The organism is Anaerotignum sp., assembly GCF_031981185.1.
Lineage (GTDB): Bacteria > Bacillota > Clostridia > Lachnospirales > Anaerotignaceae > Chakrabartyella.
Genome location: NZ_DALYUL010000033.1, coordinates 1 through 12574 on the forward strand (window position 1 = coordinate 1; position 12574 = coordinate 12574).

15 protein-coding genes are annotated in these 12574 nt (G+C 40.1%); all 15 read right to left on the reverse strand.

From position 1 onward, the window contains the following. On the reverse strand, positions 1-546 hold a 546-nt coding region (locus RTK36_RS14665; RefSeq protein ID WP_312047981.1), incomplete at its 3' end, for a phage tail domain-containing protein. 16 nt (positions 547-562) lie between these two features. Further along, entirely contained in the window at positions 563-3883 is a 3321-nt protein-coding gene (locus tag RTK36_RS14670; protein ID WP_312047982.1) for a phage tail tape measure protein, read from the reverse strand. 34 nt (positions 3884-3917) lie between these two features. Then, a complete protein-coding gene (locus RTK36_RS14675; protein WP_312047983.1) occupies positions 3918-4091 on the reverse strand; it encodes a hypothetical protein in 174 nt (57 codons plus the stop codon). Continuing rightward, positions 4078-4359: a hypothetical protein gene (locus tag RTK36_RS14680; protein ID WP_312047984.1), complete on the reverse strand. Its 282-nt coding sequence runs from the start codon at positions 4357-4359 to the stop codon at positions 4078-4080. Before RTK36_RS14680 ends, RTK36_RS14675 begins: the two co-directional genes overlap by 14 nt. Before the next feature lie 11 nt (positions 4360-4370). Next, positions 4371-4727: a hypothetical protein gene (locus RTK36_RS14685; RefSeq protein ID WP_312047985.1), complete on the reverse strand. Its 357-nt coding sequence runs from the start codon at positions 4725-4727 to the stop codon at positions 4371-4373. 59 nt (positions 4728-4786) lie between these two features. Next, positions 4787-5383 carry a hypothetical protein gene (locus tag RTK36_RS14690; protein WP_312047986.1) on the reverse strand — a complete coding sequence of 199 codons (597 nt, stop codon included), beginning with the start codon at positions 5381-5383 and terminating at the stop codon, positions 4787-4789. A gap of 4 nt (positions 5384-5387) precedes the next feature. After that, on the reverse strand, positions 5388-5711 hold the full coding sequence (locus tag RTK36_RS14695) for a hypothetical protein (RefSeq protein WP_312047987.1): 324 nt from the start codon (positions 5709-5711) through the stop codon (positions 5388-5390). Continuing rightward, positions 5698-6087 (reverse strand): HK97 gp10 family phage protein, encoded by a 390-nt coding sequence (locus tag RTK36_RS14700; RefSeq protein ID WP_312047988.1) that lies wholly within the window; start codon positions 6085-6087, stop codon positions 5698-5700. The genes RTK36_RS14695 and RTK36_RS14700 overlap by 14 nt, the downstream gene beginning before the upstream one ends. 287 nt (positions 6088-6374) lie before the next feature. Then, on the reverse strand, positions 6375-6635 hold the full coding sequence (locus tag RTK36_RS14705) for a phage head-tail connector protein (RefSeq protein ID WP_312047989.1): 261 nt from the start codon (positions 6633-6635) through the stop codon (positions 6375-6377). Between the two features lie 144 nt (positions 6636-6779). After that, positions 6780-7997 (reverse strand): phage major capsid protein, encoded by a 1218-nt coding sequence (locus RTK36_RS14710; protein WP_312047990.1) that lies wholly within the window; start codon positions 7995-7997, stop codon positions 6780-6782. A gap of 16 nt (positions 7998-8013) precedes the next feature. Then, positions 8014-8712, reverse strand: a complete 699-nt coding sequence (locus tag RTK36_RS14715; RefSeq protein ID WP_312047991.1) for a head maturation protease, ClpP-related — start codon at positions 8710-8712, stop codon at positions 8014-8016. Further along, a complete protein-coding gene (locus RTK36_RS14720) occupies positions 8709-9875 on the reverse strand; it encodes a phage portal protein (RefSeq protein WP_312047992.1) in 1167 nt (388 codons plus the stop codon). The genes RTK36_RS14715 and RTK36_RS14720 overlap by 4 nt, the downstream gene beginning before the upstream one ends. A 13-nt stretch (positions 9876-9888) precedes the next feature. Beyond that, positions 9889-11586, reverse strand: coding sequence for a terminase large subunit (locus tag RTK36_RS14725; RefSeq protein WP_312047993.1), 1698 nt, complete (start codon positions 11584-11586; stop codon positions 9889-9891). Beyond that, positions 11586-12017, reverse strand: a complete 432-nt coding sequence (locus RTK36_RS14730) for a hypothetical protein (protein ID WP_312047994.1) — start codon at positions 12015-12017, stop codon at positions 11586-11588. The genes RTK36_RS14725 and RTK36_RS14730 overlap by 1 nt, the downstream gene beginning before the upstream one ends. Positions 12018-12368: 351 nt before the next feature. Continuing rightward, positions 12369-12574 (reverse strand): hypothetical protein (locus tag RTK36_RS14735; RefSeq protein ID WP_312047995.1); only part of this gene is annotated, 206 nt, incomplete at its 5' end.

Sequence of the window (12574 nt, forward strand, 5' to 3'; positions counted from 1 at the left end):
CACATCACCCTGATTTTCAATCAACTTTTCAAAGGCTGATTTCTTTACACCAAAAACAATACCTTTGTTTTTTGGTATGACTAAAGGAAAATGGAACTTAGGTGTCCACAACGCAATATTTTCAACATTCTCAGTATTCTTCCAAAAGGGGTTATTTGCAATCAATGAAATTTCATATCGAATCAAACCACCGTTAGCTTTGGGATCTGATATTTCCTCTGGAATCACTTCAATTTCTTTCGTTTCATTTTCGTTCTGATAGATCAATTTCCCCTTTAACGTTGGATTGACAACCCGAATTAAATTTCTAATTAAGGCTTTTGTCGTTGCGTTCTTTTCAATAATTCCAGCTATAGAAATGTATCTGCTTTCTAATGTGTTGGAGATAAAATTCTCACCATGGATGAGGTTGGTCTTATTCGTAGTGATACTATTTTTCGTTTCTTCTTCAAAACCTTCTAAAAAATAGGAGGAAAAAGGAGAAAACTCAATTTCTCCTCCTATTTCATTTCTATAAATGACTCTAGTTGTTTTTGTGATTAGCAAACTGAATCCCCTCCTTTTACGTTGACTGGGGTTTTAAACCTGTTTCTCGAATTGCTTTTTTTGTTGCTCTATACGCCTTAAATGCTGTTTCTTCTTCTTTTACACCATAGAAATTATTTGTCACATTGGAACTACTTCCTTTAACCTCATTTTTACGGTATCTATCCGCTTCCGGCTGCGTAAGTACCTTTTCCCCTCTGTGAAGAATCGCCCGATAGCCATCAAAAGGGACGTAAGACAAACCGGTCCTATGGCTACCATCCGAATCTTCGCCCATAGCATTTCTGATTTTTTCTCGTATTCCTTCGCATAAGTCATTTACATAAGACATTATGCCACCTTCTGTCGACTTGAATCCTTCCAGGAACACATCTCCGTACCCTGTGGAAATCTCCAGCAACGTCGGTGTAAACCCTCTTAATTTTTCTTCGTTGGTTTTAAGAGAGTTTTGCAAATCGGTTTCTCGTGCTTTTAACTGATCGAGTTCATTTTTTGTTTGACTTTTACTTTCTGTATCCGCTTTTTCTGTTTGAAGCTTTGCTTCTTTTTCCTTAATTTCTGTCTGTATTTTTTCCAACTCTGTTTTTTTATCAACTTGCTCTTGCATAAGCTGGATCACGGTTTGCATGTACTCAATTTCAGCTTTTCGCTGCTGTTGCAGGATATACTCTTTTTCCTTGAGTTCTTCTTCCAGTTGCTTCTTTTTTTCTTCCGCTTGTTCTCTGACCGTTTCAATTTCTTCTCGGATAGCATCCTTTTTATCAGCTAATTCTTGTTTTCTAAGGGTCTCAGCCCTTTTCAATTTCAACTTGTCAATCTTCTCATTTATTGTGTCTTTTTCGTCCCCCTCTGCTGCAGGCAATTGAGAAGTTAATGACTTTAATTCGTCCTTATACTCTTGTTCCTCTTTTTTTCTTCGTCTTTCCTCTTCAGCTTCATCTATAGCGTCTAATTCGTCTTGTAAAGCTTTGACTTGTCCGCTTGTTTCATCATCAAGCAGCCTGACTTTCGCTCTGTATTCCTGTTGGTACAGCTTTATTTTAGCATCCGTAGCCTTTTCTGTTGCTCTTACGTCTCGTTCTAGCATTTTAATATTTTCATCGGATGCTTCATCCATAAGAGAAATGCGTTTATCTCTATCTTTATAGTACAGTTCAATCCGATCCATGACGTTTTTATACATTCTATCTGCTATGATTTCACCGGTCTTCTCATCGACAGAAAGGATACCTGTGCTGATTTCATCCGCAGTGTCAAGTATGTTATCACACAGCTTTGTAAATTCATCTACTGCAATGTGACCGTTTTCATTGATACCATCTCCTAAACCCTGCACTAGATACTTGCCGATTTCCTTAAACACTCTTGATGGTGAATGAATACCAAAAAATGCTTTTACACCATTCAGGATGCTACCACACCACTCTTTGACCTTATCTAATAACCATTTGGCTGAATTGCTAATACCATCCCAAAGCCCTTCGACTATGTTTTTGCCTATGTCAATAAATTTTTTCACCTTATCCATAACAGTCGTAACCATACCCGATACAATTGTGGAGACTGTGGTTTTGATGTTATTCCAAACCTCCGAAATCTTTTTGAACAATGCTTCACATTTCTGTTTGACAGTATCCCAGTTCATATAAAGAGCAACCCCTGCGGCAACCAACGCAGCTATTGCAGTTACGATCAAACCGAAAGGATTGGCAGCCATAACCGCATTTAATGCAGCTTGTACCGTTGTAGTCCCGGCAATCGCTGTCCGAATTGCAGTAAATAAAGGTAGGATGGTATTGATCACATTGAACGCAACAAACCCAGCCACCGCTCCGGCCAAGATTGGGATAATTATATCCAGATTCTCTACTACAAAGGAAATGGCAGCACTGATACCATCCATAATTCCTTGAAAGGTTTCTTGAATTTGGGGCATATTCTCTTGTATGTAATTGGCGAACTCATTCAGCTTTGGCAATACCTCTTCACCGATTGGAATAACCAAGCCTGTCTCTAGCTGCCTACCAATACCTTCAAATGCACTGCTCAAATCATCGTATTTTATTTCTTTCAGTTGGTTCATGGTTTCCACTGTGCCATTGAAATAATCTGACATTTCCATGGCTCCCAATATGGCTTTATCGCCCACGTCTTCCCACATAGTACCGAAAAGATTAACCCCTGCAATGTTTCTTTGTACAGGGTCGTCAATACTATTTAGGGCTTCCGTAACTTTCCAGTAGGCTTCTTGCGCACTTTCACCGCCTTGTGAAAATTTGTCCTGCATCTCCTGGGCATTCAACCCCAAAATGCCAAAGGCTTCATTTGTGGAGTCACTACCATCTTTCACTCTGATACCAAACTCTTTAAATGCATCACCAACTTTATCAATGTCAAAAACACCTTCCATTGCCCCATCATGGAATACATTAAACATATCCTCAGCAGTAAATCCAAGCTGTTCAAAATGAACGGAATATTCATTAATGCTATCCAGTAGGTTTCCATTTTTGTCTAATCCGTTTTGAGAACCTTGGGCAATCAAATTAAAAGCCTCTTCGGACGTAATACCAAATTGCTTCATCATCATGTCGGCAGCTCTGGTACTTTCCTGGACTTCATACCCAAAGATATCACGCAAGGCAATGGCATTTTCCGTCATGGCTTCCAACTCATCCCCGGCAAGCCCTGTTTGATTCTTCACCTCTGCCATAGCTGCGGCAATATCCTCAAAGTTTTCACCGAAATTATTGGCATAGATATTTTTTAGGGATTGCTCCAACCCATCCATTTCTTCATCCGTTGCACCTGTTTGGGTTTGAAGGGTGTTGTAGGATTGCTTTAGCTCATCGGCTTTTTTCGCACATGCACCAAGCCCGGTGGCGACAGCACCCACGCCTACCGTAACAATGGCCGCTTTTTTCGCAAAATCTTCAAACCCCTCTTTTGCATCCCCCAAAACACCTTTGACAATATTGCTTGTCTTTGCCTGTTCTTGTAAGTTATCAAGTGCCGTCTCAGCGAAGGTTATTTCTCTCTGCAGTCTCCGGTATTCCTCTTGGTTGATTTCGGTACCGCTTTTCATTTCATTGTCTGCCTTTTCTTTGGCAGCCTTCAATGCCTTAATTTTTGTCTCTGTTTCCCCAATGGCATCTTTCAACAAACCTTGTTTTTGCCTAATTAAATCCGTATTGGTGGGATCTAATTTTAACGCCTTATCCACCGATTTCAATTCATTTTGTAGGTTTTTTGTGGATTTATTTAATTCTGCTAACCCGCTTTTAAATCCCTTTGTATCGGCACCAATCTGTATGGTAATACCTTTAATACTTGCCATGTTATCCCTCCTTTCCTTCAACATTCAAGCATTATCAACCTTGTTTTTGCCTAATCAAATCCGCATTGGTTGGATCTAACTTTAATACCTTATCCACCGATTCCAATTCACTTTGGTTTTTCGTTGGCTTATTTAATTCTGCTAACCCTCTTTTGAATCCATTTGTATCGGCACCAATCTGTATGGTAATACCTTTAATGCTTGACATGTTCCCCCTCCTTTCCAAAGCGTTCTCTCAGTCTTTTTCTGTCAGGTTCCGTTTGTTTCAACATCCAAGCATTTTCGAGATACTCCCGACCTTTTTCCGTTTGTTTCATATGGTACACAAATGCATCACAAAGAAGCATTTTAAAAGTATCTATCCCAAGATTGAGGCATTCTTCAAAATCAAGTCCAGAATAATCAGATACCATTTTTATTTCCTCTGTTTCAGCCACCAAGTATTCCTCAGCTTCATCCCCTGCACCAGCAGGCATACAGGGGATCTCTATTCCCCCATTTTCAATTTCGTATAATGATGGTCAAAATATTCCTTTAGCAACTCAAGCAAAGTATTGTAACTGATTTTCTCCACATCTTCCTTTGTGATTTCAAGTAATTCTTTCTTCCTCATAAGCTTGTTTAAAAATCCCTTTTTTTCAACATAAACAGGCTCATGTCTACTGAAAATCTGAAAGGCCAAATTGTGTAATGTTTTGAGGATTGCCCTTTCGTCCATCTCCTGGTTAAGGATCTCTAAAAAACTTATTTCCATTGCCCTGGAAGGTTTCTGCAATCTTAATACCGTGCCATCAAACCATTTGATTTCGTAGGAATCACTTGAAGCTCTCTGTAAATCTAACATAAAATCAATCCTTCCTTTTTTATAAAATGAAAAAGGGATACCGAAGTACCCCTTTCAAATTACGCTGTAATGCTGCTATCTTTTTCTGCTACTTTAATGGTACTTTCTTCTTCTACTGTTTTAATTGTGCTATCTTCTTCTCTATACAAAATCAAAGTACCCTCATTATCCTGAGGCTGTGCCTTAAATTCTGCATTGATAACAGTTTCTTTGTCCTTTGCAAAGGCTAACTCAAAGCCCGCTTCATTGCTGCCGACAATGGTAATACGAATATCTCCATCCGCCTTATCCTTATGTACAAAGTGGATCACATATTTCTTGCCGTCATGATTACCTGCACCACCGATTTTTACCGTTCTGACTTTTTTTTCTTTATCTTCCGTTACTCTTGCCGTGGAAGAAAGTTTTTGCAGTGTTTTACCATTCCAAGTCATAACTCCCGATTTCAAAATTGCCTCTTCATCGGTAATCATCTTTTTGGACACCATGCCTAAATCGTCTTTTGCTTCATAAAACGATGGCTTATAACTCAATGTTGCACCACCCTGAATATACCCCAAAAGGTTTTCATCAACCTCGATTACTACATCCTCTGGCAGTGTTCCTGTAAACTCATAAATATAGAGTTTTCCGCTACCTAATACGATTTTTTCCATATCCTCATACCTTTCTCGTTATGTCAAAATAAAAAGCCACCATGTAAAGACTTTCGTCTTCCAAGTAGCTTTCTGTCGTTGTATAATGCACTCCTGCATTGTCTAAAACCGCTTCAATTTTCCCTTGGCTTTTAGAATCTTGCATTGTTGTATATAGCTCTACAATATAGCTTTCTTTTTTAATCAGGTTTTTATCATCTGATCCCCTGGCTGATGCGCCGTCTCGCAGATATACAACATAGGGTGGAGAAACTGACTTATTGGTTTGATAAAAGTAAACATTCAATCCTGTGCTTGCTAACAATTGATATAACTCACTTTGCTGCATTTTCTATCGCCTCCTCTACCCCTTTCTCATATTCTTTGATTACCATTTCTTCCACAGGCTTAATATGTTTTATGGGTTTGGTCCTTCCCCCATTTCGGGTGGCATGACCATTTTCAAGTAAATGCGTTAGCTGATAATCCGTTTTATTATGGATAATATAGCTTGCTTCGTCACCGAAGCTTGTGCCCTTTTCTTTTGTGGCTCTCCACCCTTTGGCATAGTTACCCGCCAATTTCGGACTGGTTTCTTTTAGCTTTTTTGCTCCCTGATCAGCTACAGTTTTGCCGCTTGCATCTATATTTTTTGTAATTTCCGCTTGATACTCGCCCAACATTTCAGCGATTGCGGCGGCCATATTGTCAACCCTAACATCCATTAGAACCACCCCTAACTTCACAATACAGTTCAGTCGAATGAAACCCTTTCCTAAAACGATAAATCTTGTATGTCAGCCCATTCCATCTCAATAGCTCTTCGCCATTGTATTCACCGTATGGAACACATAGACAAGCAGCTGGTCTAATGCCTGCCTCACGACACTTGAAGAATTCATTTTGATTGACCGGTAACTCCTCCGCAAACACAATCCTTGAAGTGTACGTTTTACCAAGCATACCAAGATCATTCCTGATTGCGTATTCCGTTAATAGTTCAATTGCCTCGTTAAACATTGTACTCACCACACAATGCAAGTCCCATCCTGAGGTTAGTATAGGCTTGCTCAAATTTGTCACCCTTGCCGCCAAAATCATACTGCCACTTGCAATACATTTCCACAGCCTTGTAAATAAGGGCATCCTCCTGGTTAGGGTTAGGGATACCTACCCTCTTTAAGTCAAGAAGGCAGGCATCAATATCACCCTGGATTTCAGAGTCAAAATTGCTGTGTGTGATGCGTAAAGCTGCTCTAATTTTCGCTACCATTTAATCACCCCTGTTGCGCTAAAAACTCTGCAATAATATCAGCCTTTAATGTCGCAGTTATTTCGTACCCCAAAGACGTTGCCAGGGTTTGAATCTCGGCAATCGTCATAGCTTCAAGGTCGGCTTGTGTGTAAATAACTGCTGTTATTTTTTTGCGATTGTTACCAGGGAGCCTTTATCTACTACTTTACCGTCAACCAACATAATAGCTTTTGTTATCATGTCATCAGTGTCGTTGTCTTCGTACTTCTTAACAGTCATTTGGTAGTTGGTATTAAGAACATAGTCTTTGAAGTTGAAAAGGAAAGCAAAAACCTTTCCAACCGCTAAGGTAGCAGAGTAGGAATCTAAGTAGTTACAAAGCACTACGGGCCTACCGAGCAAAGCTCTTTCAGGCTTACCACCAATACCATAATTTACTCTTGCAACGGGTTGACCCGTGGTATCCTTAATTCCAATATAAGCCATAAATGTTTTTTTAGTCATACAGTAAACCGCATCCTGTTCATATTCCAAAGGAAGTGCTGCTTCCGCTTTAACCAATAAATCATAGGATGGCTCTGTCGCTTCTAATGCCTTGCCCTCGTTTGGGGTTTCGGTAATGATGCCCTTTGGCTGTCCTGTGCCAGTGCCACTAATAATAGCCTGCTCCTGTGCTTTTACCATTGCCTCAACTACATTATTAGTAAAAGTAGTTTCAAACACTGGCAATGCCATAGTGTCTGTTTCCAAAGATACAGAAATGGCGCAACGTAATTTATGATATGTAAATGTAATCGCTCCATCTTTTGATACTGTTTTATTCTGTTTGTCCGAGCCTGCGCCTTCACCAACCCAAGACGCAATGGGCTTTACATTAGATGTCGGAATGGATAAACCGCCTTTATAAGCTGTTCTAGTTACAAGTGGCAAAATCATGCCCGTTGCTTCTAATTTCTCAATGATCTTTTCCATCACCGTAGTTGGAATAATCGCCCCTACGTCAGATGTCTTTGTATTAGCATCAACGTTTTGGTATTTCTCTGGAATAGGAGCGCCTTTCACAACGTTGTTCATAAACGCCTTGCGGTATTCAATACTATCATACATATCTACCGGATCTGCAACGATTCCGCCCTCGAATGTATCTACCACCTTACCACCTGTAAAATTACCTCCCATATTGGTAATGTCTGTAAACTTTGTACCACCTTGCAACGCTTCCAAATTGGTCCGTGCTTTACAAGCTGCTTCAAAGTTATTATCTAGTGTTTCAATTTCTTTTATTTTTGCGTTTGCCTCTTCAATTTTACCTTCCGCAATAAAGCCGTTCGCCGCATCTAAAAGAATCTTTCTGTCTGCTAAATATTTTTCTTTTCCCATAATGTAGTACCTCCTGTTAAGTCAATTTTAATTTAAGTAAGTTAAGTTTTGCCTGTGCGGCTTTTTGTTGCATTAAAAAATCCGTTTGACTCGTTGCTTTTGGCTCAGAATGAAACGGATTCTTAATTTCATTTCTAACTTTTTCAATGACGGACTGAGGTAACATTCCAGAATTATAAGATGCTACCAGCTGGGTGGGCTCAAACATTACAGAATCAATCAAACCTTTATCTACTGCCTGCTGTGCAGTCAACCACGTTTCCCTATCCATCATTGCAAGAGCATCTTTCTCGCTCATGCCTGACTTGGCTATATACGCCGCTGCTATAGCTTTATTGGCTTCCTGTAATACTTCCGACGCTTTTTCCATGTCGTGATAATCACCACCAGCCAATGTTGATACATTATGTACCATCACCATAGCCGTTGGAGATATATCGCTTTTTCCCGCCATGGCCACAACACTGGCCGCACTTGCTGCCAAACCAACAATATGGATTTTCACATCACCTTTATATGATTTCAATTCAGTATAAATTTGACTTCCTGCAAAAATATCACCACCGCCGGAATTAATAAAAATTTCTACACTTTGGCCATTTGCTTTCTCCATAGATGAAACTACATCTTTTGGGCAAGTGCTTTCCATGTCGAAATAGTCATAAATCCACTTTTCGTCATTCCCAATAATTACCCCTTTAATATCTATCCTCATTCGCTTTCACCCCCCTTCACATTGTCCACAACTTCTGTATCTAACCTTCTAACGATTTCGTCCCCGCCCTCTACCGGGGCAAGTCCTAATGTGGCTCTCCATTCGTTGGGAGAAAGAGCCCCACGGTCTACCATAGCCACAAGCGCCAATTTGGTTGATAAACTAGCAAACTGGAGATTGCTTGTTTCAAATACAATTTTGTTTCCAAACCCACGCTCACGCCTTGTGAATATCTTTCTTGTAAATTCATTACTAAGCTGGATTGCCAACGGCTCAATTTCCGCTTCAAAATAGCTATTCCAACCATCTTCATCGTATTTCGATTGAATAACATCTTCATTTGTGTTGTAAAACGATAAGATCCTTTGTGTGGTCCTGTCAATAACTAAGGCATTTGGAACATAGTCTTTTGGCTCCACTCTCTGAATTTCTGCTTTACTATCAACTGCAGCTACCCCCATTGAGCCACTTTCCAAAGACAAGTAGTTTTCTGTAAATTTCTGTGCTTCCTTTTTCAAATCCTCTGGACGCATAGGGGTTACATATTTTAATAGCCATTTAATAATCCCGCTATTTTTAACGGCCTTTACAATACCCTGGTCCGTTGTGTTTACAATCTCCATGAGTGAAGTTAATGCCGCTGCAGGACTCTCCCCAAAGATATCGTTTTCGTTAAAATCCTGTCGCAAATGGATGATATCGTTATACGAAAATGTGGATTGCTTTCCGTTACGAAAATAAAACTTTAAAAACAATTCTGATTGATTGTTATAAATTGCTTCAACCGTTACCGCAGGAATAGGGTAAATCTCCACTGGATAGTCAAACTCATTCCGCATAATAACTGCAAAAGCGTTTCCGTTTAACATAAGCTGTGTTGCTAATTTCTCCTGTAGAACTTGCCCTGTCATGTACGGGTTAGGTTCTTCCAATAAAAACCGCAAATATGGCTCAGGATTGACTTTAATTCCCGCCTGGTCTTTGCGTATGTGTTTTGCAACCAATTTTCCGACCGCTTTCGCCTTTGGACGAATACACGAACGCACAATATCGGACTGAAATAGTGTCCCGTTCCACATATAGAAACCATTCCCTTTGTCAGTCACCATTTCATACCGAGTTGCCGCTGCTAACTTGTTAAAAACCTTGCTAAATATGCTCATTTTTTCACCTCCCTTAAATCATAGATTTGTATTCTTCCAGATTGTTTTCAAGAGCTACATATGCATCCAGTAGCCCGGCCAATCCGTCAATTCTTCGTGTACCTAACCGGCCTTTGCAGGGCTGTATATTGTCATTCTTATCCACGTCAATAGAGGTATTAGCAAGACACCATTTTAGGATTGGGTTGTTATTATAAATAATTCTCTTGCTTTCCAAATCCGCCCCTAAGGACTTCATGGGGCTTGAAAGAGTTTTCTTCCCTTGGATTACAGACTCCATAACCGACTTTCCAAAAGTATTCTCCATATCCTCCACAAAGTAAGTAGCTGACCAGGCGTCATAGCCACACTTAAAAATATAAATATCTAGATCTCGCTGAATCTCCTCAAACCATTCCTTCACATACTTGTAATGCACTTTATTTCCCGGGCAAGTTCTGAGTAACCCTTGTTCCTCCCATAAATCATAGGGAATCTTGTCTTCCCGAACCCTGGATTCTAGCAGGTCCTCAGGAAGCCAGTACATCTGCAAAACATAGATATTATCATCATTCGGTACCATAAAAATAACCGTGGCATTGGTCAAGTCCGTTGTGCTTGATAAATCGCACCCGCCTATCCCATACCTCGGTTTTAACTTTGCAAGATCAAAAGTGGCTGTATTGTTCAACTGCTCAAAAGTAAGCCATGCCTCGGAGGATGTTTCTCGAATATTGAATTCCTTGCAAACAAGATTCTTCACCATTTTGGGGTTAGATTTCGCTTTTTCTACTTTCGCCGCCAGGGTACTTAGCTTTTTGATTGTGCCAAGGCCGGGGTTGGCTTTTTTCCAGCAGTTTGGATCTGTCCACTCTTTTCGATTATCCAACTCATAGATAAACGGAAAGAAGTGAGGATCCTTATATCCCACATCATCAAATAATCCATTGATAAGGGTCTCCGCTTCTGCATATTTATCGTCGTAAATATCCTCTCTGATTGTCCCTGCTGTTGAAGTAATATAAACAAGGGGCTGGTCCCGGGCTGTGGTACCATCGGCCATAATGTTATAAAGATTTTTTCCGTTTTTCCATTGATGAATTTCATCCATGAGCACACCATGAACGTTCAATCCATCCAACGTGTCACTATCTGAAGCTAAAGGTTTAAATGTACCATCGTTAAAGAGTTCGGAGGATAGTTCCGATACAAGAGGTTTAATTCTTCTTAACAAAGAAGGGGACTTTCTAACCATTCTCTTTGATTCTGTCCAAATGATTTTTGCCTGGTCCTTCTTTGTAGCAACACTATATATTTCAGGTCCCGGCTCCCCATCTCCCACCTGTAAATACAGCCCAACAATGGATGCAAGCAAAGACTTTCCATTTTTCTTGCCCACAATCAACAAAGATTCTCGGCATTGTCTGTTACCCTCAATATCTATAAAACCAAAAACCGCAGACAAATGCGCTTTTTCCCAAAGTTCTAATTTTACAGGCTTACCCGCTCCGGCACCCTTAGAAAGCTTGCAAAAATTTTCAGCAAACTCCAAAACATGATTTGCACGTTTCGGACTGTAAAAATACTCGCCTGGGTTTTCTATAAGACAAGCTAAGTGCTTGTACCATAGATAAATTTTGCGCGATACTGTTTCCCTTCCACTTTTGATTAATTCCCAATATTCCAATATCGGGTTATATGCCAATGGGTATAAAACTCTCTTTTTTGCCATTAGACATCTTCCCTTGCGCTCACAAAGTCCTCAAAGCCATCATCTTTCACTTCTACCACTTTTTCACTTTTTGGCATACAATCAATTAAAATTTTTGTGGCCTGGGAAAGCTTTTGGGAAAGCTGCAAATATAATTGTGCATCTGGACTTTGTTTTTTTCCGTATTGATTTTCACCATTTTTGTAAGTAATGGTTGTACCATCACGAATGATTTTTTCTCTCAAATCCTGCATCGTTATTGTCATAAAAGCAACATCATCCATCGTAGAAAATACCAATTTCTTTTTATTTTCATCTATTTTTGTGAACAATTTCTTTAAACGACGCACCTCTTTTTTTATTCTTTCTGTTTGCTCCAAATATGCAGAAATGCTATCATGTTCCGCTTCCCGCCGGGCTTCTTCTTCCTCGTACTCTCTCTCTGAAACCATTGATACCACACCCCCCTTATGTGCGACCTGCGTATTACGTCAATCTTTGGCATCGGTTTTTTCAATTCCAACCCCACTAATTTTTGATAGGGGGGCTATACACTTCCCGCAGTGAAATAGGTTGCCCGCTCCCATCAAAGACAACAAGCAATCCAGCTCTAGGGTTGCCAATGCCATGCCCCTCAAACTTATCGTGACACACCTTGCACACCCATTGAAGGTTATCATGATTGAGCGATACCTCTGGATTGTGTATGTTCTCCGGTGTGAGTGATTCCTTATGATGCAAGATGAAACCTAACTCCTCCTGACATTCTTCACACATACCACCATCAATCATGATCCTTGCATCTATGTAACTTTTCCTGCACCGCTTCCATGCTTTTGAATTATAGAACTGTTTGCTCCATTCCTTAGCCATGTATTCACCTCTCTTTGTAGCAATAAAAAAGGACACCAATAGGTATCCTTGATCACATATCTATTTATCATACTCAAATGGCTTACCACACTTGGGGCAATAAACCGTTTTGCCTTTTGGCAATCGCAGCGGTGCC

Bases quoted from the DNA above. Each gene is read 5' to 3' on its own strand.
- RTK36_RS14700 (WP_312047988.1), bottom strand. From the start codon at position 6,087: ATGGATGTTAGGGTTGACAATATGGCCGCCGCAATCGCTGAAATGTTG.
- RTK36_RS14710 (WP_312047990.1), bottom strand. From the start codon at position 7,997: ATGGGAAAAGAAAAATATTTAGCAGACAGAAAGATTCTTTTAGATGCG.
- RTK36_RS14720 (WP_312047992.1), bottom strand. From the start codon at position 9,875: ATGAGCATATTTAGCAAGGTTTTTAACAAGTTAGCAGCGGCAACTCGG.
- RTK36_RS14680 (WP_312047984.1), bottom strand. From the start codon at position 4,359: ATGCCTGCTGGTGCAGGGGATGAAGCTGAGGAATACTTGGTGGCTGAA.
- RTK36_RS14685 (WP_312047985.1), bottom strand. From the start codon at position 4,727: ATGTTAGATTTACAGAGAGCTTCAAGTGATTCCTACGAAATCAAATGG.
- RTK36_RS14715 (WP_312047991.1), bottom strand. From the start codon at position 8,712: ATGAGGATAGATATTAAAGGGGTAATTATTGGGAATGACGAAAAGTGG.
- RTK36_RS14695 (WP_312047987.1), bottom strand. From the start codon at position 5,711: ATGCAGCAAAGTGAGTTATATCAATTGTTAGCAAGCACAGGATTGAAT.
- RTK36_RS14725 (WP_312047993.1), bottom strand. From the start codon at position 11,586: ATGGCAAAAAAGAGAGTTTTATACCCATTGGCATATAACCCGATATTG.
- RTK36_RS14675 (WP_312047983.1), bottom strand. From the start codon at position 4,091: ATGTCAAGCATTAAAGGTATTACCATACAGATTGGTGCCGATACAAAT.
- RTK36_RS14690 (WP_312047986.1), bottom strand. From the start codon at position 5,383: ATGGAAAAAATCGTATTAGGTAGCGGAAAACTCTATATTTATGAGTTT.
- RTK36_RS14670 (WP_312047982.1), bottom strand. From the start codon at position 3,883: ATGGCAAGTATTAAAGGTATTACCATACAGATTGGTGCCGATACAAAG.
- RTK36_RS14730 (WP_312047994.1), bottom strand. From the start codon at position 12,017: ATGGTTTCAGAGAGAGAGTACGAGGAAGAAGAAGCCCGGCGGGAAGCG.
- RTK36_RS14705 (WP_312047989.1), bottom strand. From the start codon at position 6,635: ATGGTAGCGAAAATTAGAGCAGCTTTACGCATCACACACAGCAATTTT.